General features: G+C 52.0%; 22 protein-coding genes. 3 read left to right on the top strand and 19 right to left on the bottom strand.

Annotated features, from left to right (window positions below; translation table 11 throughout):
* Positions 1–686: 686 nt before the first annotated feature.
* The 4 genes from HMPREF1141_RS10680 to HMPREF1141_RS10665 all read right to left on the bottom strand — a co-directional run bounded on the left by HMPREF1141_RS10680 (position 687) and on the right by HMPREF1141_RS10665 (position 4700).
* The gene (locus HMPREF1141_RS10680) at positions 687–1298 is read right to left on the bottom strand and encodes a peptidase M50 (protein ID WP_035316910.1); all 612 of its coding nucleotides are present in this window, start codon (positions 1296–1298) and stop codon (positions 687–689) included.
* Positions 1298–2278 (bottom strand): M23 family metallopeptidase, encoded by a 981-nt coding sequence (locus HMPREF1141_RS10675; RefSeq protein ID WP_009064132.1) that lies wholly within the window; start codon positions 2276–2278, stop codon positions 1298–1300. Before HMPREF1141_RS10675 ends, HMPREF1141_RS10680 begins: the two co-directional genes overlap by 1 nt.
* 189 nt (positions 2279–2467) lie before the next feature.
* Positions 2468–3859 (bottom strand): NADPH-dependent glutamate synthase, encoded by a 1392-nt coding sequence (gltA, locus tag HMPREF1141_RS10670; protein ID WP_009063790.1) that lies wholly within the window; start codon positions 3857–3859, stop codon positions 2468–2470.
* Entirely contained in the window at positions 3852–4700 is an 849-nt protein-coding gene (locus HMPREF1141_RS10665; protein ID WP_009063550.1) for a sulfide/dihydroorotate dehydrogenase-like FAD/NAD-binding protein, read from the bottom strand. The genes gltA and HMPREF1141_RS10665 overlap by 8 nt, the downstream gene beginning before the upstream one ends.
* 327 nt (positions 4701–5027) lie before the next feature.
* On the opposite strand from HMPREF1141_RS10665, the gene HMPREF1141_RS10660 reads away from it, so the two are divergent.
* Both HMPREF1141_RS10660 and HMPREF1141_RS10655 read left to right on the top strand, forming a co-directional pair.
* Complete coding sequence (locus HMPREF1141_RS10660; protein ID WP_009064259.1) at positions 5028–5621, top strand: flavodoxin family protein; 594 nt, start codon at positions 5028–5030, stop codon at positions 5619–5621.
* A 137-nt stretch (positions 5622–5758) separates the two neighbouring features.
* On the top strand, positions 5759–6286 hold the full coding sequence (locus tag HMPREF1141_RS10655) for a nitroreductase family protein (protein ID WP_009064077.1): 528 nt from the start codon (positions 5759–5761) through the stop codon (positions 6284–6286).
* A gap of 253 nt (positions 6287–6539) precedes the next feature.
* Here HMPREF1141_RS10655 and spoIVA read toward each other — a convergent pair whose 3' ends face one another.
* The 8 genes from spoIVA to pflB form a co-directional block, all read right to left on the bottom strand.
* Positions 6540–8018, bottom strand: coding sequence for a stage IV sporulation protein A (gene spoIVA, locus HMPREF1141_RS10650; RefSeq protein WP_009063476.1), 1479 nt, complete (start codon positions 8016–8018; stop codon positions 6540–6542).
* A 42-nt stretch (positions 8019–8060) separates the two neighbouring features.
* Positions 8061–9599 carry an SPOCS domain-containing protein gene (locus HMPREF1141_RS10645; RefSeq protein WP_009063512.1) on the bottom strand — a complete coding sequence of 513 codons (1539 nt, stop codon included), beginning with the start codon at positions 9597–9599 and terminating at the stop codon, positions 8061–8063.
* Positions 9600–9967: 368 nt separating this feature from the next.
* Positions 9968–10969: an NrtA/SsuA/CpmA family ABC transporter substrate-binding protein gene (locus HMPREF1141_RS10640; protein ID WP_009064164.1), complete on the bottom strand. Its 1002-nt coding sequence runs from the start codon at positions 10967–10969 to the stop codon at positions 9968–9970.
* Entirely contained in the window at positions 10969–11709 is a 741-nt protein-coding gene (locus HMPREF1141_RS10635) for an ATP-binding cassette domain-containing protein (protein ID WP_009063425.1), read from the bottom strand. The genes HMPREF1141_RS10640 and HMPREF1141_RS10635 overlap by 1 nt, the downstream gene beginning before the upstream one ends.
* Positions 11681–12439: an ABC transporter permease gene (locus HMPREF1141_RS10630; RefSeq protein WP_009064081.1), complete on the bottom strand. Its 759-nt coding sequence runs from the start codon at positions 12437–12439 to the stop codon at positions 11681–11683. The genes HMPREF1141_RS10635 and HMPREF1141_RS10630 overlap by 29 nt, the downstream gene beginning before the upstream one ends.
* On the bottom strand, positions 12436–13062 hold the full coding sequence (locus HMPREF1141_RS10625) for a hypothetical protein (RefSeq protein ID WP_009064303.1): 627 nt from the start codon (positions 13060–13062) through the stop codon (positions 12436–12438). Before HMPREF1141_RS10625 ends, HMPREF1141_RS10630 begins: the two co-directional genes overlap by 4 nt.
* 114 nt (positions 13063–13176) lie before the next feature.
* On the bottom strand, positions 13177–13911 hold the full coding sequence (pflA, locus tag HMPREF1141_RS10620) for a pyruvate formate-lyase-activating protein (protein WP_035316909.1): 735 nt from the start codon (positions 13909–13911) through the stop codon (positions 13177–13179).
* Between the two features lie 165 nt (positions 13912–14076).
* Positions 14077–16290, bottom strand: a complete 2214-nt coding sequence (gene pflB, locus HMPREF1141_RS10615) for a formate C-acetyltransferase (RefSeq protein ID WP_035316906.1) — start codon at positions 16288–16290, stop codon at positions 14077–14079.
* A 207-nt stretch (positions 16291–16497) separates the two neighbouring features.
* On the opposite strand from pflB, the gene HMPREF1141_RS10610 reads away from it, so the two are divergent.
* Positions 16498–17232: a Crp/Fnr family transcriptional regulator gene (locus HMPREF1141_RS10610; RefSeq protein WP_009063509.1), complete on the top strand. Its 735-nt coding sequence runs from the start codon at positions 16498–16500 to the stop codon at positions 17230–17232.
* 253 nt (positions 17233–17485) lie between these two features.
* On the opposite strand, the gene HMPREF1141_RS17565 is transcribed toward HMPREF1141_RS10610, so the two are convergent.
* From HMPREF1141_RS17565 to rsmB, 7 genes are all read right to left on the bottom strand, one after another.
* A complete protein-coding gene (locus HMPREF1141_RS17565) occupies positions 17486–17641 on the bottom strand; it encodes a hypothetical protein (protein WP_009063740.1) in 156 nt (51 codons plus the stop codon).
* Between the two features lie 209 nt (positions 17642–17850).
* Positions 17851–18513, bottom strand: a complete 663-nt coding sequence (locus tag HMPREF1141_RS10600; RefSeq protein ID WP_009063649.1) for a thiamine diphosphokinase — start codon at positions 18511–18513, stop codon at positions 17851–17853.
* The gene (rsgA, locus tag HMPREF1141_RS10595) at positions 18510–19397 is read right to left on the bottom strand and encodes a ribosome small subunit-dependent GTPase A (RefSeq protein ID WP_009063951.1); all 888 of its coding nucleotides are present in this window, start codon (positions 19395–19397) and stop codon (positions 18510–18512) included. Before rsgA ends, HMPREF1141_RS10600 begins: the two co-directional genes overlap by 4 nt.
* The gene (gene pknB, locus HMPREF1141_RS10590) at positions 19397–21403 is read right to left on the bottom strand and encodes a Stk1 family PASTA domain-containing Ser/Thr kinase (protein ID WP_009063875.1); all 2007 of its coding nucleotides are present in this window, start codon (positions 21401–21403) and stop codon (positions 19397–19399) included. Before pknB ends, rsgA begins: the two co-directional genes overlap by 1 nt.
* Positions 21404–21426: 23 nt before the next feature.
* Positions 21427–22158: a Stp1/IreP family PP2C-type Ser/Thr phosphatase gene (locus tag HMPREF1141_RS10585; RefSeq protein ID WP_009063624.1), complete on the bottom strand. Its 732-nt coding sequence runs from the start codon at positions 22156–22158 to the stop codon at positions 21427–21429.
* Positions 22155–23198, bottom strand: a complete 1044-nt coding sequence (gene rlmN / locus HMPREF1141_RS10580) for a 23S rRNA (adenine(2503)-C(2))-methyltransferase RlmN (RefSeq protein ID WP_009063759.1) — start codon at positions 23196–23198, stop codon at positions 22155–22157. The genes HMPREF1141_RS10585 and rlmN overlap by 4 nt, the downstream gene beginning before the upstream one ends.
* Before the next feature lie 4 nt (positions 23199–23202).
* Complete coding sequence (rsmB, locus tag HMPREF1141_RS10575; RefSeq protein WP_009063561.1) at positions 23203–24546, bottom strand: 16S rRNA (cytosine(967)-C(5))-methyltransferase RsmB; 1344 nt, start codon at positions 24544–24546, stop codon at positions 23203–23205.
* Between the last annotated feature and the right edge of the window lie 2 nt (positions 24547–24548).

Here is a 24548-nt window from a genome sequence, read left to right as displayed (position 1 = left end):
GACTGCAATACGCAGAGTTTTAAATCTGGTATCCTGAATACTGCGAAAGTTTATACCCTCAGTGACAGGATACTCCTCTGTTTTTATCATTTCTCTCATCTCCCTATCCGGTGATCAGCGGGGCGCGGGCAAGCTGCCCGATCCGGCCGCAAACCGCCGTTTTTCCTTATCATTCCCGATTTATATCGTTTTTAAGTGTAAACAGGACGTCAAAAAAAGAATATAACTTTAATCATTATTATATCATAAATTTCCAATATGAGTTTATAAAAATACTAAATCCAGACACAAAAAATATCTAACTGATGATTTGTGACCTTTCGATGTCTTCTCAGGCGTCGAAAGCTTTGTTTTATTCTATCATCTCCTCCAAAGCAGTTGATTCAAAATGCTCAGCTGCTTTTCCCTGCCGGACCGGATGATTCAATGTTCTCTCAGGCATCGAAAGCTCTGCTTTCGCCTATGCCGTGAGGTTATTATATCATCCCCAGCAAAGTAAATTGATTCAAAAAGCTCAACTGCTTTTCCCTACTGGATTGGATGATTCAATGTTCTCTCAGGCATCGAAAGCTCTGCTTTCGCTTGTGCCGTGAGGTTATTATAACACAATGCCTGCTTAGATAAAAGCAACAATATTCTAAATATTTTGTGAATCAAATCAAATGATGCGGTGCTTCAGCAGTCCGTTAAAAATATCTTCCCTTTTTCAATAGAAGCATTAACATCAGGTATCCGCTGACAATCAGCAAAGAAAAATTATAGCGCGACTGCAGTAAAACCAGAAAGCCGGCCAGTGCAACAGGAAGGATCACAAAAAAAGAAACAACCTCAACAATTTTTTCGCAGGTTTCTGCTGGGTATTTTTTGCAGAGCAGAGCATACAGAGTCTGGCCGCCGTCCAGCGGGCCGACCGGCAGTCCGTTTAAAAGGGCGAGCATCAGGTTCGCCGCGGCCAGATTCGCCAGATACAGCGAACTGGTCAACTCATACCCTATCCAGCAGAGCACAAAAAAGAACAGGCTTGCCAAAGGACCCGCCGCGGCGATCCAGGCATCCTGATGATAAGTGCGGCAGCTGCCGCTTTTCTGGCAGATCTCAAGACCAAACAGGCTCATAGAGAGTCGCTCCGGCGGAGTGCCCACGAGCGACATCATCAGCAGATGCCCGCTTTCATGCAGAATCACCGCGACCAGCCCGATTCCGGCCATTCCGCTTCTGTCTAAAAACAGGGACAGCGTTACCAGCGCCATAAACCAGAACTGCACTGTGACTTGGCAGCCACCAACCGTGAAGCGCATCAGACTGTCCTGTTTTTCAGCAGCGGCTGCGGATCATAGCAGACACCGGACAGAATCAGTTCAAAATGTACGTGCGGGCCGGTCGAATCCCCGGTACTGCCAACCAGGGCGATGGGCTGGGAATAGGTAACGATATCCCCCTTCTTTACCAGCAGTTTTTCACAGTGCGCGTATCTCGTTTCAATATTGGAGCCGTGGTCGATCAGAATGTATTTTCCATAGGAGGAATTCTCTCCGCTGAACTCCACCTTGCCGGGCATTGCGGGCACAATATTACTGCCGGCGTCGGCGGCGATGTCAATGCCCAGGTGAATGCCGCCGTCCCTCGGGCCAAAGCCGGAGGTGATTACGCCGTTTTTTACCGGGGTATCTAGAAACACAGAAACAAACACCGGCGTTTTGGAAGAAACACTGGTGGTATAGGCAATTCCAGAGACTGTAGAAGAAATATCCGGCAGTGAGGAGGACGGCGCGGAAGAAGGAGCAGAAGAAGCCGGTGCAGAGGATTCCGGCACTGAAGATTCTGGTACAGAAGATGCCTGCTTCCCCTGTTCTGCCGGAGAGGAAGAGAAAAACTGTACCCAGGTACGGGTAAAATGATTGAAGGATTCCTGCGCGATGATGGAATCCCCGGCGTGGCTCAGGTACCATTCGCGAATGCTCTGGTAGGCATTCCCGCCTGTGATTTTCAAAAGCATGGCGGTTACCAGAACGGTGATGCAAAGCAGCATTTGTACAAAGATCAGCATCTTTTTCGTCTTTTTCTTTTGCCGCGGCTGGAAATCCTCTTCGTCCTCTTCATATCCCTGGGGCTTTATGTAATGGTAATCGTAATTATACTCGTAGCCGTCCTCATCGATTCTGTCCATTTTGTCGTAGCGGCTGTTTGTATTGTCTGATTCACTGTAAATATCATTTGCCCGGTTCAAGATGATGTCATCGTCTTCCATGCCGTCTGTTCTGTTATACTTACGATTCATTTTGATATCCCTCCCGTCAACTCTATTTATATGACAGCAAGTACCAAAAGAGAACGCCGAACCTTTCCTCTCTCAAACAGAAAGATTTTCAGAGTAAGATACAAAAGAATTCTTTTGTATCTTACTCTGAAAATAAAAAAGGAACCCGCTGTTTTATAAACAACGGGTTCCCTGTCATTCAGAATAAAATTACTTTTTGCTCTTGATGTATTCGTCGATAGAATTTGCGGCATGTTTGCCCTCACCCATCGCCAGAATAACGGTTGCCGCACCGGTCACCGCGTCTCCGCCGGCAAATACACCCTCACGGGTGGTCTGCAGCGTTTCTTCGTTGACAATCAGGCAGCCATGGCGGTTTGTCTCAAGGCCCTCCGTTGTTCTCTGGAGCAGCGGGTTCGGCGAATTGCCGATGGCCATGACAACGCAGTCTACCGAAAGACGGAAGTTCGAGCCTTCTACCTCCACCGGCTTGCGGCGGCCGCTCGCGTCGGGCTCGCCGAGCTCCATACGGATGCACTCGATTTCGGTCACTCTGCCGTTTTCGTCACCATGAATGGCAACCGGATTCGTCAGCAGGCGGAAATCGATCTCTTCCTCTTTGGCGTGGTGGATTTCCTCACGGCGGGCAGGCATCTGCTCCTCCGCACGGCGGTATACGATATATACATTTTCGGCGCCCAGGCGCTTTGCGCTGCGGGCTGCATCCATCGCGACGTTTCCGCCGCCGCAGACGGCAACGTTCTTCGGCCGGATGATTGGGGTATCGTAACCCTCTTTGTACGCCTTCATCAGATTGATGCGGGTCAAGAACTCGTTGGCGGAGTACACGCCGACAAGACCCTCGCCCGGGATGTTCATAAAGCTCGGCAGTCCGGCGCCGGAGCCGATAAAGACTGCCTCAAAGCCCATTTCGAACAACTCGTCCACAGAAAGAACCTTGCCGATCACCATATCGGTTTCGATGGTTACTCCGTTGGATTTGAGCAGATCGATTTCCTTCTGCACGATTTCTTTCGGCAGACGGAACTGCGGGATGCCGTACATCAGCACGCCGCCCGCGGTATGCAGGGCTTCGAAAACGGTGACGGAATAGCCCATTGCGTTCAAATCACCGGCGCAGGTAAGGCCTGCGGGGCCCGCGCCGATAATGGCGACCTTATGTCCGTTTTGCTCTGTTTTCACAGGCTTTCTTTCGCGGTTATTCATGTACCAGTCTGCAACATAACGCTCCAGGCGGCCAATTCCGACCGGCTCGTGCTTAATGCCGCGCACGCATTTGGCTTCACACTGTGTTTCCTGCGGGCATACACGGCCGCATACCGCCGGCAGAGAGCTTGTAGAGGTAATGATATGGTAAGCCTGCTCCAAATCCCCCTCTGTAATGCAGCGGATGAATTCGGGAATTCTGATATTGACCGGACATCCGCTGATGCAAGGCTTATGTTTACACTGCAGGCAGCGCTGCGCTTCTTCCATAGCCATTTCATCGGTGTAGCCCAGAGTAACCTCTTCAAAGTTATGATTGCGCACCAGCGGATCCTGTTCCGGCATCGGTGTTTTTTTCGGATTCATGTTAGCCATTCTTTGCGCCCTCCATCAGATGACAGTTATATTCGCGAGTCGCTCTCGCTTCATCTTCTCTGTAAGTTCTGGTGCGAAGGATTGCTTCGTCAAAATCCACCAGATGGCCGTCAAAATCAGGGCCGTCTACACAGGCGAATTTGGTTTCGCCGCCCACTGTTACACGACAGCCGCCGCACATACCGGTGCCGTCGATCATAATCGGGTTCATGCTGATGATCGTCTTAATGCCGTACGGCCTTGTCAGATTGCTGACCGCGCGCATCATGGGCAGCGGGCCGATCGCAACAACCAGATCATAATCTGCGCCGGCATCGATCTGAGCCTTTAATGCGTCGGTAACAAAGCCCTTGTTGCCGTTGGAGCCGTCGTCGGTCATCAGGAACAGATTATTGCTCGCCGCGCGCATTTCATCTTCAAGAATGATAATATCCTGACTGCGGAAGCCGGCGATCATATCGACATGGGCGCCCATTTCATGCAGCGCCTTCGCCTGCGGGTACGCAATCGCGCAGCCTGCGCCACCGCCGATCACCGCGGCTTTCTTGTATCCATCTAAATGGGAGGCTGTGCCAAGGGGTCCGATGAAATCCAGAATCTTGTCCCCTTCCTCCAACTGATCGAGCAGCAGAGTCGTTTTTCCGACCTTTTGGAAAATGATTGTAATCGTACCCTCTTCACGGTCGTAGTCGGCAATTGTCAGCGGAATTCTTTCACCGAATTCATTGACACGCAGGATGATGAATTGCCCGGCCTTCGCTTTTTTTGCGATAAACGGCGCTCCTACCTCCATCAATGTCATGGTATCATTCAGTCTTCGCTTTTTTAAAATTGGGAACATTCTGCCACTTCCTTTTATAGAGTATTGACTCGTGCAATATAAGCTGCATGCGTATGACAACGATTGCACAAGATAACTTTTCAGCTACTCTATTATATCCTTCTTGTTCTTTAAATGCAAGAAAAGTCATATGGCAGAAGCACCAAAAAAGGCAAGGGAATTCTTGCATCCCGAAAAAAAGAGCGATATAATGAAGACAAAGAACGGTATTTTTTGGTTCTGTATGGAAATTAAAACATCTGATGGATCCGTTATACTCAATTTAGTACCGTAAGGAATATCCATTTCAAACAAAAACGAGTGCACATCACCGGACGGAGAGATCAAATGAAGTACTGTATTCTGATGGGAAGCCCGCGCAAAAACGGAAATACATCGAAATTGCTGCAGCCTTTTATAAAGGAGCTTCAGCTCCGAAACATTCCGTACGAGCTGATTTGGCTTTATGACAAGCGGATTGAACCTTGTATCGCCTGTCGTCGATGTCAAAGGGACTGGACTGTTTTTGGGTGTCATTATTCCGACGATGCACAGGAAATCTTCTATCAGATATTGGACAGCGACGTCATTGTTTTGGCCACGCCCATTTATTCCTGGTTCTGTACGCCGCCGATGAAAGCGCTGCTGGACCGCATGGTGTATGGAATGAATAAATATTATGGCGATGAAAAAGGCCCTTCTCTTTGGAAGGGCAAACAGCTGGCGATCATTACGACCTGCGGTTACAGGCCGGAAAAGGGCGCCGATCTATTTGAGGAGGGCATCAAACGCTATTGCAAGCACTCGCAGTTAAATTATCTGGGAATGCTTGCCGAACGAGATCTGGGGTATCAATCCGTCTTTCTATCGGAAGATAAAACAGAGCGTTCCAGATCGTTTGCCCGGCGTCTGATCGCTGACGCGGATAGCCCGGCCGGCTGATTCCTTTTTGGCTGGCATCTATGCTTTTACAGCCCGGGGGCGTGATTGCTCCCTGACATTTATTTTTCGCACTGTTTTCAGCGGAGCCGGAACGGCTAAACTGAAAACGACAAACACTTTATTCAGGAGGTTGCAATATGAGCTTTTTAGAATTGGCGAAAGACAGGTATTCGATGAGAAAATTCAGTGACAAGCCTGTGGAACAGGATAAGCTGGATTTGATTTTAGAAGCGGGCCGGATTGCCCCCACCGCCCACAACAGTCAGCCGCAGAGAATTCTGGTGCTGAATACCCCCGAGGAAATGGAGCTTCTAACAAAATGCTGCCCGTTCCGTTTTCATCAGACTCTGGCGCTTGTGGTATGCTATGAAAAAGAAGTCAGCTGGAAGCGCAAAGATTATGATAATGCCGACAGCGGCGAGGTGGATATGGGAATCGTCGGCACGCACATGATCCTTCAGGCCAGTGAGCTGGGGATCGGTTCCACCTGGGTGATGCACTTTGATCCGCAGGCGGTGCGCCGCGAGTTCCATATTCCCGAGGCGCTGGTTCCCATGGCCATCCTGATGATGGGGTATCCTCGTGAGGACGCAAAGCCCAGCAGACTGCATAATGACCGCTTTGAGCTTTCCAAAACGGTGTTTTACCACACCTTCCAGGGATAACGCTGGAATTGACAGAGTTATCTCCCCTTTTCGGGCGGTTCAACACTTTGTTTGTGGTGAAAGATCGGAAAAGACTTGAAATCCTTCTTCTGCCTGCGGCAGGAGAAGGATTTCTGTTTTCGCGAAAGCATGGATAGTAAAGAAAAACCGCGCTTTGCTTTGGCCCAATGATAGCCAGTGCAAAGCGCGGTTTTTTCTGTTTGGGGTGAAATAAATCAACTTACTCCCTGCGGAGCAAAGAGATCGCGTTATGTTACAGGATGATACAAATGAGACCGTTGCAGCCGTCGTTAATGATCCGCTCGATCGTTTCCTTCATCTTATCGCGCGCATCGGCCGGCATGCGGTACAGCTTGTTATGCATTCCCTCGTTGACCAGCTCGTGCAGAGACTTGCCGAAGATATTCGACTCCCAGATCTTTACGGGGCTCTCCTCGAATTCCTTCATCATGGACATGACAAGCTCTTCCGACTGCTGCTCCGAGCCTACAATGGGCGTCAGCTCCGTTGTGATTTTGGTGCGGATCAAATGGACTGACGGCGCGGCCGCTCTGAGGCGGACGCCATACTTGCCGCCCTGCTTGATGATCTCTGGCTCTTCCAGGCTCATCTCATCGATCGTCGGCATCATGATTCCGTAGCCGGTATCCAGAACATCCTGATAGGCGTCGCGGATCTTGTCATACTCCATTTTGATCTTTGCCAGCTCCAGAACAGAGGAGAGCAGTTCGCCCTCGTTATGCAGCTCCAGCCCCGTCTGCTCACCGAGAATGCGGTAGAACAGGTCGGTTTTGAGCTGAATTCCGATTCTGGCACAGCCGGTACCTAAATCCACAGAAAGGGTTTGCGCGGAACCGACATGCTCGCATTTCGATACATCGTCCACCAGGCCCCCAACCTCGCGGATGCGCGAGATTTTCGAAGCGGACTGCTGAATGATCTGGAAGATCGCGGAGCGCAGCCAGTGCTTCTTTTCGAGTGTGGAGAGCCAGTGCGGCATTTCGACTTTGATTTCCTTGACCGGGAACTCGAACAGGATCTTTGCCAGCACATCGCGGATTTCCTTTTCGTTCAGCTCGAGGCAGTTCACCGGCTGCACGGGAACCTTGTAGCGCTTCTGCATGTTTTCCGCCAGCGCCTGAGATTGCGGCGCGGTGGGATTCGTGCAGTTGAGAAGAATGATAAAGGGCTTTTTGATTTCCTTGAGCTCTGAAACAACGCGCTCTTCCGCCTCTTCATACTCTTCCCGCGGGATTTCGCTGATGCTGCCGTCCGTCGTAATGAGCAGCCCGATGGTGGAATGCTCGGTGATGACCTTTTGCGTGCCGATTTCCGCCGCCATATTGAAGGGGATCGGCTCGTCGTACCACGGGGTGCGGATCATGCGCGGCAGATCGTTTTCAATGTACCCCAGGGCGCTGGGAACGATATACCCCACGCAGTCGATCATGCGCACGCGGAACGTCGCGCTGTCGTCAATATTTACGGTAACCGCCTGTTCTGGAATGAATTTGGGTTCCGTTGTCATAATAGTGCGGCCCGCGGCGGATTGAGGCATTTCATCGATCGCGCGGTCGCGCCGGCTGTTTTCATCCATGTTGGGGATGACGATGGTATCCATGAACTTTTTGATAAAGGTAGATTTGCCCGTGCGAACCGGGCCGACCACACCAATATAAATATCACCGTTGGTGCGTTCCGAAATATCTTGATAAATATTGCGCTCTTCCATTTTACCTCCCCCTCAGGCAGAGAATTTTATTTTTGGGATCGCTTACATTGGAATTAAAAGCATCCCCCTATTCTCAGCAAAATCTTCCTCCAGCTCGTTTTCCTTTTGAATTGCGGAAACGGAGGTGCAGTAGCGCCGGGCAATGTCCCAAAGGTTCTCTCCCGCGTCTGCAAAATAGATGGTCAGTGCGGCAGAGTTATCTTTTTTACGCGTTTTGGTTTCGTCCGCGTTTGCGCCCGCAATCATTCTGTGGCTGCTGGATTGGAACACGGCGGCGGTCAGCTTGAGCTCGGTTTTTACTTCAATTCCCGTGCCGCCGGTAATTCGGAAGCTGATATTGCTGATCTCTACCCGGGGTGCGCAGAAGGCTCCACCCTCTTTTTTGCGCCACTCGTGGCTGCCGGTGAAGTCGACGACCCGTTCAAAGTAGAAAGGCTTCTCCTGTGCGTTGAGTGCGAGAATGCACAGATTCAGCTTGCCGGTAAAACGAATTTGGTTTTCTTCTTCCTCTGCGGAAACACTGCTGATTTCGTTCCAGACGTCGATCACCTTCGTGATGCCGCCTTCGCCGATATCGAAGCTGTTCTTTTGCGTGACGGAGTCGTTGATCATCTCGATCAGCCGGAAGACCGGCTTCGACTGCGCCTGGGTTTCCAGCTCATATTGGGTGGAATAGGCGTCCGTTACAATGGCGATTTCAGTGTCCTCGTATGCCATCAGGTTGGCCGCCAGGCGGACTTCGGCCTCAAACAGCGTGTTTTCTCCGGAGGAGTCGCTCTTGATTTGCAGATCATTGCTCAGCACGTTGACGCTGACATCGCAGAGGTTGCCCTCTTCCAGCCCGTCGCCGTCCACCATCTGGCTGTAGGGAATCACATATTCCATCGCCTCGGGAAGCATATCGTCCGATTCGGGAGCATACAAAAGCTTAACACTCACTTCGCCCTTGACGATCAGCTTGCCGGAGACCACCTTGTAATCCGAGATGGTTGCCGTTGCGCCGGAGCGAATGATGTTATTGGCCGGCGGCTTGCTGTCGCTGATTTCCAGCACTTCAGAAACAGAAAACTGCTGCTGTGCGATCGACGTCACCTGGCTGGCCGGGATTTGCTGCTGCTTTTGCTGAATGTCTTCGCCCTCAATATTGCTTACAAACTCATTATTTACCTTTTCTGCTACCTTGGCGCAGATGGAAAACGCCCCGTGAATATCCAAACGGCGCGGACTTGTTGCCCGGCAGTTGATGTATTCCACACGCGAGCTAGTAAATATCACTGCATTGTCGGCCTGCTTCTTCAACGGAATCGACGCGGAAAATGGTTTGACATTTTCGCAGCACCGGATACAGCCGCCGCCGGAATCCAGATAAATCACCTTAATCGCCGCAGAGCCTTCGATTTCCAGGTGATCCCCGATGATGCTCCTGCTGGTGATGCGGGGGCAAACCTGGCACTTCAGGATGCGTTGAATATCCGGGCAATAATCAGGAAGGCTGAAATCCAGGTCGATCGGCTGTTCCTGGCAACCGTCAAATATGATCTCACTTGCGCAGATGGACTGCCGGTTGAGTGTATACTCCATAGAGTTTCTCTCCTTTTCCTGTTTCTACCTAATTTCTATTCGCATCCTGTCCCGGATATGCTAAATCAAAACAGAAAAAGAAAAGCCTCAAATAGAACAGCGATACAATTTAAAAAATTCACCGTAAAAGGGAATATTCCCCCGCCTGCGGCGGAGGAACGCCGATACCTGATACATGCATCCTGTTCCGGATATGCGAAATCAAAACCGAGCGGAAAACTCCAATTAAGATAATCATGCAGCTTTCAAAATTTACCCTGAAACAACGATTTCCCCCGCCTATGGCGGGGGAAATCAATATCATCTTATCAATGGATTGTCATGAAAGACGGGCCTTATTATGGCCTGAGGGGCCTCTTAATAAAACATTATTCTACTTTCAGGATGAGCTGATCGAAATCCACGTCGTTTTCGATCATCGCGTTCTCTTTCATAAACTGCTCCGTCTTTTTCATGGATGTGATGTCCGCGTCGGTGATCTCTGTGCTGAAATCATACATGGGGTACATTTCTTTCACGGCATCGATGCTCAGCTCGGTTTCCTTTGCGGTCATTTCCAGAATCTCTTCGGAATTTTCCTTCATGTAGGATGCGATCTGATCCTGTGCCTCTAAAAAGCGTTTGACGAGCAGAGGATTCTTGTCATAGAAGGACTGGCTGGTGGCCACGACGATGGTGGCGTCTACAAGGCCTTTTCCGGTGGTGACGATTTTATAGCCGTCTTTTTCCATATTATAGGCGGTCGGGCCGGCCAAAAGTGCGCAGTCTATCGTACCGCCAACCAGAGCCGCCTGTGCGTCCGGAATGCCCATGGAAACAAACTCCACATCCTTTTCGGTCAGGCCTGCGGTAGCGAGATAGGCGACCATCAGCTCATGCAGAATCGTGCCCTTGGGGCCGGCAATCTTCTTGCCCTTCAGGTCTGCGGCGGACTGAATCTTGCTGTCTTTGCCCGCAAACATGCGGAAGGCTTCGGGGGAACGGCTGTAAGTACTGATGATTTTGATATCCGCGCCGTTGGAGGCGGACAGAATCACAGAGGTGGCGCCCACCGCATACAGGAACTGAATATCGCCGGAGGCCAGCGCCTGAGTCTGCTCCGGGCCGGTGGTCAGATTGGAGTATTCCACGGGCAGGCCGTATTCTTCAAATGCCTTTGTAAAGATGCCCTGCTCCTTCTCGACGATCGAAGGAACGTTCAGCGGGGATTTGACATAAGTGACGCCGATTTTGTCTACGGTAAACTCCGGCGCCGCCGAAGAAACAGGCTGTGAGGTTTCGGCCTGGCTGGACTGGCCGCCGGATGCGCATCCGGCGAGAGAGGCCGCCGCAATTGCCGCGGACAAAAGGACTGAGAGGATTCGTTTCATTACATATGCTCCTTTTTCGATTGAATTGCTCCGAGAATTTCTTTTTTCCGTTCAATCATTTCATCGGAAAGCAGATCTCTCGGATACGTGTATTGGGACAAAAGAAATTCCTGTGCCGCACCGCCCGGGTTCAGCACCAGAATCTTCTGCCCGATCAAAAGAGCTTCATCCACACTGTGTGTGACAAAGATGATGCTCTTTTTCTGCTGGGAAAAAATTTCGATCAGCTCGTTCTGCATTGCCTCGCGGGTAAAGTGATCCAGCGCGGCGAACGGTTCATCCATTAAAATCAGTTCCGGGTCGTAAGCCAGCGCCCGGGCCAGCGCGGCCCTTTGCTGCATTCCGCCGGAAAGCTGTGACGGATACGCTTTTTCAAAGCCGGTAAGCCCCGTCATTTTGAGAAGGTGGTCAACGGCGGCAGGGGCCAGCCGTTCTTTCGGAACGCCAAAGGTGATGTTCTTCCAAACGGTCAGCCACGGCATCAGCCTTGGCTCCTGAAACACCATCCCGATTTTTTCCTTCGCCGGGGTAAGCACCTCCCCGCTGTTGTGCGGCTCAAAGCCTGCCAGAATCCGCAGCAGGGTTGTTTTTCCGCAGCCGCTTCTGCCCAGAATCACCGTGATGCTCTGCTCGAGGAATTCCGCCGTCAGATTCTGCAGCACCGGCAGCTCTTTCCCGGCTACCTGAAAGCTCTTGTACAGCTTTTCTACCTTAGCTCCAGCTATTGTCAACACCCCCATGCAGCGCTTTTTTGATGGCCAGTGAGAACAGCCGGTCGCAAAGATACCCCACGATCCCGATGACAAAAATGCCCACGATCACCTTGTCCGAGCGGGACATCTGCTGTGCGTCGAGAATCATGTATCCAAGCCCGCTGGCTGCCGCGATCATTTCCGCGCCGATAATGGCGCGCCAGCTGTACCCCATCCCCACGCGCATGCCGACCAGAATGTCCGGCAGAGCGTTTGGCAGCAGGATTCGCCGGAAGATCTGTCCCTGCGTAAAATTCAGGGAGCGCCCCACCTCGATCAGCTTGGGGTCGCAGGAGGCCAGTCCCTTTTTGATGTTCAGGAACATCGGGAAAAACGAGGCCAACACGATAATGATGATCTTGGAGGTTTCCCCGATGCCGAACCACAGAATCAAAAGAGCAATCAGGCTCAGCGGCGGAACATTCCGCAAAAACTCCACGATATGGTTATAGTACACGGAGGAATTCGGGCGAAGCCCGGCCAGAAGCCCCAGAAGAAACGCCAGCGCAAAGGCGATGGAAAAACCTGTCAGCACGCGGCAGAAGCTGACCCAGATGTTCTCGAACAGAACGCCGCTCTGCGCCATTGTGGTAAAGGCACGCAGCACCCTCTCGGGGCTGGGCAGCACATATTCGCTCCAGATTTTGGCCGAGGCCGCCGCCTGCCACAGAGCCAGCAGAACAGCAATCGGCAGAAGGGCTTTCAGCGTCTGTTTCATTCTGTCCCCTCCCATACTCCGTCGCCATGGTGGCAGCCGCCTTCGCAATAAAGCAGCTCCAGAAGCGCAGGGGGTGTTTTTGGGACTGGCACGGAAAAATAATCGTCGATCTTCTCCCGGCTGTCCAGTATTTTGACCCGGTCGCCCAATCCCACAAAAAAGCCCGGTGGAATCGGGCTTTCATCCAATTTCTTTTTATGTAGGGAGATGTCGTGCCGTTCGGCCAGTTCCAGAAAGGTCAGAAATTCCACCCCCGGCAGATGCAGACTTGTCCCCAATTCTTTTAATGCGCGGCATGGTGTGGTGACCAGCAACTCCCCCTGCCCCAGCAGCCGCTGATGCAGTTCCCTCGCACAATGCAGCAAAATCGGTTCAATGGGCGGGTACTCCAAAACATCGGGCGCATACCGCTCTTTGACATAGTCCACAGCAAGTGGACATCGCATATCTGCGACACAGCCGTTTGTTTTTCTCACGGCCTGCCGGTACTTTTCACGGACAGAATCCATGTGATTCAGCCGGCATTCCACCGGTTCCATCCCCTTTTCTTTTAATTGAGCAATCAAATCGTCTCCGCCGTACATCGCCACCGATACGGGATTCAGCCATACATACTGTTTCAATGAATCATACCCTCACATAAGTTAGATTAAACTAACTAAAATGATAGCAGAATCTTCCTGCCTTGTCAATCTTTTATCAGCATGATAAACGGCCCTTAGGCCCGCGTATCCTCCTTATTCCTTTAATAAATAACGCAGACTGTTTTTTTCAAAAATTCTCTTTACCATCTGCAGTTCTTCTCTGGAAGGTGTAGGGGTTTCCCCTAGTTCATACTGCAAATTCAGTTCCTTCCATTTGAATTCCCCCATTTTATGAAAGGGGAGCAGTTCCGTCAGTTCGATACAGGAAAAGGAACGCAGATAGTCCGCCATTTCTTCCAGCAGGGCTTTGTCGAGAGTCAGCCCCGGCACCAATACATGGCGGAGCCATACCCGCTTTTTTGTTTGCTCACAGTAATCGAGTGTGGCCAGGGTGTTTTCCGGGCCTTGTCCGGTCAGCCGCTTGCACAGTTCTTCATCCAGGCTTTTGATATCCAGCAGCAGCATATCTGCCATGTCGATGATAGGCTTTGAAATGGAAAGCGGAACGCTTCCCGCGGTGTCTACTGCCGTGTGAATTCCGTTCTTCCGACATCGCTGCAGCAGATCAACGACAAATTCCGGCTGAAGAAAGGGTTCGCCGCCAGAAATGGTGACACCACCGGTACGAATAAAATTCCGATAGCTGAAAATATCCGCCGCGACCTGTTCTGAATCGACCGCTTTGCCGCAGGAGGGATTCCAGGTATCCGGATTATGACAGTACAGACAGCGCAGACCGCAGCCCTGTAAAAACAAAACATAGCGAACGCCCGGCCCGTCCAATGTGCCAAAGCTTTCTACCGAATGAATGTATCCCGTGATTCCCATTGTCATTTCTCCCTGCTGTTTGTATTATCATCATACCACTGAAAAAGGCTAAAATGAAATAATTGTTTTTTCTCACCTAAAATGGAGAAAAAATTTCTGACGCTTTGAAAAAGCTTTACAGAATAAAAGGCGGCAAACGCCGCCTTTTACCCTTGTTGCAGGATTTTAGAATTTCTCGTGGAAGGTGCGGCTCAAAACTTCCTTCTGCTGCTCGCGTGTCAGTTTGATAAAGTTCACCGCATAACCGCTGACGCGGATGGTCAGCTGCGGGTATTTTTCCGGATGCTCCATCGCATCCAGCAAGGTTTCGCGGTTGAATACGTTTACATTGATATGATGTCCGGTCTCAAGGAAGTAACCATCCAGCAGGGTGACAAGGTTCTTTGTCTTCTGCTCCTTCGTCTTGCCCAACGCATCGGGAACGATGCTGAAGGTATAGGAAATGCCATCCTCAGAATCGTCATAGGGCAGTCTGGCCACGCTCTTCATGCTGGCGACGGAACCGCTGGTGTCGCGGCCGTGCATGGGGTTGGCTCCTGGCGCGAAGGGCTCCCCTGCCTTGCGGCCGTCGGGCGTGGAACCGGTTTTTTTGCCGTAAACCACGTTTGAGGTAATGGTCAGTACAGACAAGGTCTGCAGCGAATTGCGGTAGGTCTTCTGGCGGCGCAGCTTTCTCATAAAGCTGCTGACGACGTCAGCGGCAATTTCGTCTACCACCGGATCGTTGTTTCCGTATTTGGGGTAGTCGCCCTCGATTTCAAAATCCACGGCCAGCCCGGCTTCGTTGCGGATCGGCTTTACTTTGGCGTTCTTTATGGCGGAAAGGCTATCTGCTACCACGCTCAGGCCGGCGATGCCCCCTGCCATGGTGCGCAGAATCTCTTCGTCGTGCAGAGCCATTTCAATCCGCTCATAGCTGTACTTATCGTGCATGTAGTGAATGATGTTCAGGGTGTTGATATACAGATTCGCGAGCCAGTCGCACATGGCGTCAAACTTGCGGCGCACCTCTTCATACTCCAGATATTCTGAGGTAACGGGAGCCAGCTCCGGGCCAACCTGCATGCCGTAGCGTTCATCCTTGCCGCCGTTGATGGCATACAGCAGAGCCTTGGCCAGATTTGCGCGGGCGCCGAAGAACTGCATCTGCTTGCCGATGCGCATGGCGGAAACGCAGCAGGCGATTCCGTAATCATCGCCGTATTTCGGGCGCATAATGTCGTCGTTTTCATACTGAATGGAAGAGGTTTCGATCGAAACCTTCGCGCAATAGTCCTTAAATGCTTCCGGCAGGCGCTCACTCCACAGAACGGTCAGGTTCGGCTCGGGCGCCGGGCCGAGATTTGTGAGCGTATGCAGAAAGCGATACGTCATTTTGGTCACCATGTGCCGCCCGTCCAGAGCCATTCCGCCCAGGGATTCGGTTACCCATGTGGGGTCGCCGCTGAACAGCTCATCGTAATCGGGCGTGCGCAGGAAACGGACGATACGCAGCTTCATCACGAAATGATCGACCATCTCCTGAATCTGTTCCTCGGTAAACAGTCCGTTTTTGATATCCTGCTCGGCGTAAACATCCAGGAAGGTAGAAACACGCCCCAGGCTCATCGCTGCGCCGTTCTGCTCCTTTACCGCCGCCAGGTAGCCAAAATACAGCCACTGAATCGCTTCTCTGGTATTGGAGGCGGGCTTTGAAATATCAAATCCGTAAGAGGCCGCCATTTCCGTCAGCTCGCTGAGCGCGCGGATCTGCTCGCTGAGTTCTTCGCGCAGCTGCATCAGGTCGCTGTCCATCGCGGCCGCAATAGATTCGCTCTTTGCCTTTTTCTTCTCCTCAATGAGGAACGCGGTACCGTACAGGGCCACACGGCGGTAATCGCCGATAATGCGGCCGCGGCCATATGCGTCCGGCAGGCCGGTAATAATTCCGCAGTGGCGTGCCCTCTTGATTTCGTCGGTGTAAACGTCGAATACCCCATCGTTGTGGGTTTTCCGGTACTTGAATACCTCGTCGATCTCTTTTGGCAGCTCCCGGTGATACGTTTCCAGCTCGGTATGCACCAGACGAATCCCGCCGAAGGGCATAATCGCGCGCTTTAACGGCTCGTCTGTCTGTACGCCCACGATGACCTCCAGCTCCTGATTGATATAGCCGGGCTGGTGAGACGTAATCGTCGAGATGGTATGCTCATCAATGTCATACACACCGCCGCGGTCACGCTCGATCTTCATTTTGTCGGAAAGCTGCTCCCACAGCTTTTGTGTATTTTCTGTCGGCGATGCCAAAAAGCTTTCATCACCGTCGTAGGGGGTGTAGTTTGCGAGAATAAAATCTCGTACGTCAATTTCTTTGGTCCATTTACCTTCTGCAAAATTCATAATCACAGGCTCCCTTCTCCACAATACCAATAGACCGGTAAGCTTTCTTTGCACACATATTATACTAAAAAGGTGTACATTAAACTGTGATTTACATCACGTTAATAGAACTTACAATGTTCTTATATTGTTTTTTTGACATTTTATTTTTGGTCGGATATAATTACGTTAGTTTAAGCTAATTAGCGTTGAAAGGGGAATTGATTCTTGGACTGCAATTTAAAATGTATCAACTGCCTGAAAGAATTGTGCGTGCATAAGGTTCCCCTCTTCTCCGCATTACAGCATGAGGATTTTGAAGAGATCGCGGGGCGGATGATCTACCGCAAATATGAAAAGGGAGAAATCATACTGGCTCAAGATTCAAAGCCCCATGGGATCACCATCATCCGCAAGGGCAGTGCGAAAGCCTGCCGGATCGCCCCTGACGGGCAGGAAAAGATTCTGTATCTGTTTTCCAAAAACGACTTCTTTGGGGAGCAGTATTTGTTTGGGGATGAACGGGCAAGCTACCATGTCGTAGCGCTCCAAAAGGTAGAAACCTGTTCTTTTTCGCGGGAGCATTTTCAGCATATGATCCTCTCCCGCCCGCTGCTGGCCCAGCAATGCATTGAGGAGCTTGGCCGGCGTGTCATTGCGTTGGAGCAGGTGGTGCAGAATGCGGGCACCCAGAAAATCGACAGCCGTATTGCGCTGCTTCTGCTGGAGTTCGACCGAAAATACGGTGTAATGACGGAGCAGGGTCCCTCGGTGTTCCTGCCGCTCAGCCGGGAGGGAATTGCGAATTACTTGGGGATTGCCCGTGAAACTCTCAGCAGAAAGCTGAACCAGTTTGAGGAGGATGGGATGATACGCTCCGTGGGAAACAAGCGGATCACTCTGCTGCAGCCGCAGATTCTGGCTGCCATGGCAAACGGAGAAACAGCTGTTTCCCCTGCCTGAAAAACCTTCTCTGAACGAGCGGGAAAAGGAATGCAACAAAAAAGAGCAGGCAGCTTTGCTGCCTGCTCTTTTTTGTGATTTTGGTGGTCACCCTTATGAATCGAAACCTGAAGCTGACGATCGTTTTGCCTTGCCGGGGAATTACTGCTCCACGCGGGACTTGGGAATTCCAAACATCTTTCTCAAAATGAAACCAAAGAACCCGGAGCTTCTTACTACTACTACTTTCATCGTACAGACCTCCTAATTATGTTCAGCAGCGCAGCAGCGCAATGCCCAGCGCCACCAGCAGAACAGCCATGATGAACATGGTTAGCCCGATCGGAAGAAAACAGGAAAGAACCAGACCCAGGCCAAAGGCAACGGAGTAGGCCGCAAGACCACCTGTGCGTTTGCATCCTTTTCGCATACATTCCACCGCCTATATCCAGAGTAAGGCCCTTTTTGCTTCCGCCTTACTACAGTATATACGCAATTAGAAATTTGGTTCCTTTTACAGGCATTTTAAAATAGTCTGATACAAGTACAGGCGATTCCTTCCCCCGCCTGCGACGGGAAAAGGAATCGCCTGTTTTGCGCTGGTATGCTTCGGGATGATGATTTCCCCTGAAATCTTTTTTAAGAAGGTTCGCCGGCTTCTCTTTTGTCCCCCGACGCTTCGTCAACCACGATGATCAAAGCGATACCCGCATGCAGAATGATTTCGGCAACCGGCTCCGTGATCCGGTTGCTCACACCGAGCGGGTCCTGTGAATACAGGGTGTGGCGATTGAGGGGATATTCCAGCCCCTGATAGGTGACCATACAGCTGGGCGTGCCGAACGGGAATACCGAAATGGTCTGCCCCATCATGTCGCGCAGCCGCAGCCGCCCGCTGGAGAGCACGAACACCTGACAGTGATCACCCACCAGCACGCCGCGGCAGTTCTGCATGGCAATAAACTGCAGCGCGCAGAGCGCCGCGTAAGAATGGTCGAAGCGCTCGCCTCCCAGAACACCCAGAAGAACAAATTCCTGATAGCCGCGGCGAATGGCCTCGCGGATCGCGAACATGGTATCCGTATCATCCTTGTGCACCGGCAGGTGAATGGTTTCCACGCCCTGCGGCGGCTGGGACTGTACAGAATCAAAATCCCCTACCAGCAGGTCCGGCACAATCCCATACTGTGCAGCAACGTCCAGTCCGCCGTCCGCACAGATCACAAAAGCATCGGCGCAGAATTCCTCCATCTGCTTCCGGTTCTGCACCGGAACGGCGCCGATAATCACGCAAGTTTTCATTTGAGTTCCCATTCCTTAATGTTTTTGATTTCATCGTACATTGTCACATAGCTCTGATGCCGCGAAGGGGCGATTTTTCCCTCCTGCAGGGCGGCCAGAACAGCACAGCCCTTTTCTTTTGTGTGGGAACACGAGTGGAACCGGCATTGATCCAGATACGGCACAAATTCCCGAAAATCATGTGCCAGATTCTCCTTTCGGATCAGCTCGGTCTGAATCATATCCACAGAAGAAAAACCCGGGGTGTCCGCAACATAAGTATCCGGCCTAAGCTTTAACAGCTCCACCTGGCGGGTGGTGTGGCGCCCGCGCCCCAGCTTCTGGCTGATCTCTGCCGTAGGCAGGCTCAGCTGTTCATCCAGCCGGTTCAACAGGGAGGATTTCCCCACGCCCGAATTCCCTGAAAAGGCGGACAGCTTCCCCTGCAGCAGCTCGCGCACCCGTTCTACCCCGTCCCCGGTAACGGAAGACACCGTCAGCACCGGGATACCGGTTTTCTGGTAAATCTCCAGATATTCACTGCAATCCTCCAGGTCTGTCTTGGAGAACACAATCACCGGAGAAATTCCTTTTTCCTCCGCACCGGCCAGCATTTTATCCAGCACCAGCAGATTCGGCGACGGATGCAGGACGGATACGACCAGAAACAGCTGGTCCAGATTTGCGACGGGCGGGCGGACCAGAGAATTCTTTCTCTCCCCGATTTCTTCAATGGTACAGGTGCCGTCCTCCTCAATACTGATATCGACGATATCACCCGCAAGCGGCGTGATCCCCCGTTTGCGGAAAATCCCGCGCGCCTTCGCCTCATAGATTGTATCGGCGGCTTCTACATAATAGAAGCCGCCGATTCCTTTTCGTAATAGTCCACGTTCCATTTTCATCAGGGTGCCCTCGTAATTCCGCTGGCGGAGCTGTCTTCCGGCTCCTGATACGTGTAGCTTTCTGTCTGGCGCGGAGTACCCGTATCAAAGTCCAGCAGGAACGTGTTGTATTTCTGGCCGTCCAGCTGAATGATCAGCGTTTTCTGGCCGGAGGTTCCTTTAAAGCTCATCTGGTACACGCTGTTGTAAGAGGGATTCACTGTCTTCTCTGAATACAGTGTACCGTCGAGATATGCTTTCAGCGCAATATCGTGCGTGACCTGCGAAGGCAGCTGCACGTAAATATCGATCGTCTTTTCGCTCTTCTTGCCGGAGCTGACGCTGATTTTCACCGGCGTGCCCTTGGCAACCTTTACGCCCGGAAGCGGAGAGGTCTCAATCACGACGCCCTCAGCCTTATCGCTGTCGTCCACATAGGTGATCTCAGCGTCCACCGTCAGGCCGACCGCCAGAATATCGGTTTTCGCCGCATCCAGATTTTTGCCGATGACGGACGGAACGCTCACCTCTGTGGAGGAGGGGCCCTTGCTGACATACAGCTTGACGACGGTTCCGCTCTGCGCAACCTCTGAGCCCTCGGCGGGGACAACATCCTTCACATAGCCCGCGGCGGTCTGGTCGTCCTCTACCTGATAGATCTCATACTGCAGGTTCAGGGCTTTCAGCTTTTCTTCGGCCTCCGCCTGTGTCAGCCCTTTTACCGGGGGAATCGTCACTGTCTGGCTCTCGCCGTTGACTGTCAGTGTGATCTCAGCATTGGCCTTCACCTTTTTCGTGCCCTTGGGGTTCTGATCCAGAACGATTCCGGGATCCTTGCTGGAATCCTCGGCATATTCGATCTTAAACTGGAATTCCTTATACTTTTCGTCCGCCTGAATGTCGGAGAGCTTCTGCCCGACAAAATTCGGCAGATCGACGTCCTCTACCTCCTGCGTGCTGCAGCTGCGGGTGAGCGCCATGATGCCGAATACCACCGCCGCCAGCAGAAACGCGGTCAAGACGCCGCTGATCACCAGCGTGGCCGTGGATTTCTTCTTCTTTTTGCCGCGGGAGTATTCCTCCTCGTAGGCATAGTTATCATTATAGTTCGCCATTTCCGTTCCGCGCACCGTATTGATGGCGTCTACGTACTTGGTCGGTTTTTCATCAATAAAATATTTATATTGGAAGCTGATGCTTGGATTCCGGCGGAACTGCTCGATATCACGCAGCATTTCCGCCGCGGATTGATACCGTTGGGAAGGGTCTTTCTGCATGGCCTTGAGCGTGATCTCTTCAAGGCCGTCGGGAATGGCCGGATTGATGTCCTTCGGCGGGCGCGGGTCTGCCTGAAGCTGCATAATCGCGACCGAAACCGCGTTGTCCGCCTCAAACGGAAGCTGGCCCGTGATCATCTCGTACAACATGACGCCGACGGAGTAGATATCCGCCTTTTCATCCGTCAGGTCTCCCCTGGCCTGCTCCGGCGCAATATAATGAACCGAGCCGATGGCCTTGTCGGTCATGGTGCGCGTTTCATTTCTGGAAAAGCGCGCGATGCCGAAGTCGGTGACCTTAATGGTTCCATCCTGAAGCAGCATGATGTTCTGCGGCTTGATGTCGCGGTGGATGATGCCCTTCTCATGCGCATGCTGCAGGGCGCGCAGAATCTGCACGGTAAAATGGATCGCTTCTTTCCATTTGATTTCTTTCTGCTGATCCAGATATTCCCGCAGCGTGATTCCATCGATATATTCCATTACAATGTACTGAATCTGATCCCCAAAGCTGACATCGTATACCTTTACGATGTTGGGATGGGACAAAACGGCAATCGCCTTGGATTCATTTTTAAAACGGCGGATGAAATCCTCGTTCCCCAAAAATTCGTCTTTTAAGATTTTAATGGCTACTGTGCGGTCATCAATCTGATCATAGGCACGGTACACCAGCGCCATTCCGCCAACACCGATCAATTCATGGATTTCATAACGGCCGTCCAGCCTTTTTCCGGTATACTTATCCAACAAGTATCACTCCAATCACATGGTCAGTTTTCGATTATGACAACCGTTATATTGTCGCCGCCGCCCGCACGGTTCGCAGACGCGATCAACTGGTCACAGAAGTCTCTTGCGTCCAGCTCTTTCGATAGCTGAGAAATCTGCTGGGTTCCGACATAATTAGATAAGCCGTCTGTGCAAAGAAGCAATCTTGCACTCTGCGGAAACGACTCCTCCATATAGTCGACATCCACCACTGGAAGAACGCCGAGCGCTCTTGTGATGATATTTTTCTGAGGATGTGTCTGAGCCTGCTGCTCGGTGAGATCGCCCTTGTCAACCAGCTCCTGCACAATAGAATGATCGACTGTGATCTGGCGGATGGTACCGTCAGACAAAATGAGATATGCGCGGCTGTCGCCGGCGTGAACGATATAAATCTTCTGCTCCCTGACCACGGCCAGCACAACAGTGGTGCCCATGCCGCGCAGCTCCTCCTGCTCTTTGGCCAGGTGATAGACTGCCGTATTGGCTTCCCCTACGGCCTGCGCCATCAGTTCTTTTAAATGGACTTCGTCCGTCTGGTTCAGAGCCTCGGTGGTCATTGTGTCTGCGATTTTCTGTACCGCGAGGCTGCTGGCGATATTGCCGCCGGCCGCGCCGCCCATTCCGTCACAGACAACGGCCCATGCCCGGTCCTGCGCATATAGTTCCCCGGCACAGGCGTCTTCATTGGATTGCCTTACAAGGCCAACGTCGGTTTTACTGAATAGTTTCAAAGACCGGTCACCTCCTCTTGCTGTCTGCGTCTCAGCTGTCCGCAGGAAGCATTGATATCTGAGCCGAGTGTTCGCCGTACCGTGGCCGTCAGGCCGCTCTTTTCCAGAATACGGATAAACGCCCGCTGTCGTTCCACAGACGCACTGTGGTATCCTGTTCCCGTTACCTGATTGACGGGGATGAGATTGATATGAGAAAGCGTGCCGCGAAGCTTTCCCGCAAGCTCTTTGGCACAGGCGTCGCTGTCGTTGACACCGCTGATCATCGCATATTCAAAAGAAATGCGCCGATGGGTCTGTTCCGAATAGTATCGGCAAGCTTTCAGCAGCTCATCCACGCTCCATTTTCGGTTGACCGGCATGGTCTGCGAACGGATGCTGTCGTTCGGTGCGTGCAGAGAGACCGAGAGAGTCAGCTGCAAACGCCGGTCGGCAAGATCGTATATTTTGTCTACCACGCCGCAGGTGGAAAGAGAAATATGCCGCATGCCGATATTCAGGCCGTGCTCCGAAGAAACAAGCTCTAAAAACCGGAGCACATTTTCGTAATTGTCCAGCGGCTCCCCCATTCCCATAAGTACGATATTGGAGATGCGCTGTCCGGTGTCCTTTTGAGCCGCCTGAATCTGCGCCAGCATTTCTGCCGGGGTCAGATTGCGGGAAAAACCGCTCTGGCCGGTCGCGCAAAAGGTACAGCCCATTTTACAGCCGACCTGCGTGGAGATACAGATGGTGTAGCCATGGTGATATTGCATCAGCACGCTTTCCACCATTTCTCCGTCCGCAAAGCGAAAGAGATATTTAATAGTATTATCATATTGAGAAACGAGCTTCTTTTCAATAGATACTACAGAGATGTAATATTTTTGCGCCAAAAGCTGCCGGGTTGCCTTAGACTGATCCGTCATCTGCTCAAAGTCTTCTACCCCGCGGTGCAGCCACTGGTATACCTGCCGCGCCCGAAAGGCCGGCCATCCCTGCTCAGCGAAATCCTGCCGTATTTCGTCTTCCGTCATTGAATTGATTTCTTCCCGTGCCATATTCCTACTCCCGTCGGCGGCGGAAGGCCGCGATAAAAAAGCCGTCTGTGCCGTGTACCGGCGGCAGCAGCGTTACCTGATGCTCCGGTTCCCTCACAGCCCGTCGAAAGGACTTTGGCAGACTGAGCGGCTCGGGCTCAAATTCCGGGTGATCCTTTAAAAAGCGCGCCGCCACCGCGTCGTTTTCCGCGGGATTCAGCGTGCAGGTAGAATAGAATAAAAGACCGCCTGGCTCTACCAGCCCGGAAGATCTACAAAGTATAAGGTACTGCAAATCAGGCAGGCTGTCAAGAGAATCCTGGGGCTTGTAGCGAATCTCGGGCTTTCTGCGGATGATGCCGAGGCCCGAACAAGGCGCGTCGCAAAGCACCCGGTTTGCGGGGGCCAAAACCTCCTTCGGCTCCGCCGCGTCGCGGACGGATGCCCGGATCACAGAGAACCCCAGACGTTCTGCCCCCTGGCGGATCAGCCCGACCTTTCCCCTGTATTTATCGAAAGCGAGCAGCTCGCCGCGGTTTTCCATTCGCTCCGCCATCGTAAACGACTTTCCGCCCGGGGCGGCGCATACGTCGATGATCCGTTCGCCGGGCTGCGGATCGATCAGTGCGCAGCAAAGCTGTGAAGAAAGGTCCTGAATATGGAAGAGTCCCTCCTGAAAGCTTTCTAAAGAAGCGACTGCTCCAGTATTCTGGAGGATCAGGGCATCTGGAACCGCTGTAATTGCAGTTGCCTTTACACCCTCCTGCTCCAGCCTTTGGATCAGCTCTTCTGCAGTGATTTTCACCGTGTTCACACGCGCATAAATCGGCGCTTTTTGAAAAAGGCTGTCTAAAATCGCATGGCACAGCGGCTCCCCATAAGTCTTTGTCCACAGATCAATCAACCATTCCGGACAGGAATAGCGAACAGAAAGTGCTTTCAGCGGCTGCCGTTTTTCATCGGGCAGCCGAAGAGGCTGTTCGGCGCGCAGGACGGAGCGCAGCAAACCGTTGATAAAGCCCGAGACCTTTACAGCACCATTTTCCTTCGCGCAGTTCACCGCTTCATTCACTGCCGCCGACGTTGGTATTTTTTCCATATATAGGATTTGGTATACCCCGATCCGCAAAATCTCACGCACCGTGGGCGAAAGGATCTGCCCCCGGTTGCGGGAAAAGGCTTCGATCACGTAATCGAGCGTGATCCGGCGCTCCAATACCCCGTAGAAAAGCGCGGTGGCCAAAGCGGCGTCGCGCGGCTCGAGTGAAAAGCGCCGCAGCGTTTTATCGATGACGATATTGGAGTACCCTTCGTTTTCGTCCACATGAAGCAGCGCCTGCAGGGCCGCCGTTCTTGCATTTGGTGTCATTC

This window comes from Clostridium sp. MSTE9, from assembly GCF_000277625.1.
GTDB classification, from domain to species: domain Bacteria; phylum Bacillota; class Clostridia; order Oscillospirales; family Acutalibacteraceae; genus Faecalispora; species Faecalispora jeddahensis.
The sequence above is the reverse complement of the archived record's forward strand: the minus strand, read 5'-3'. Positions and strand labels throughout refer to the sequence as shown.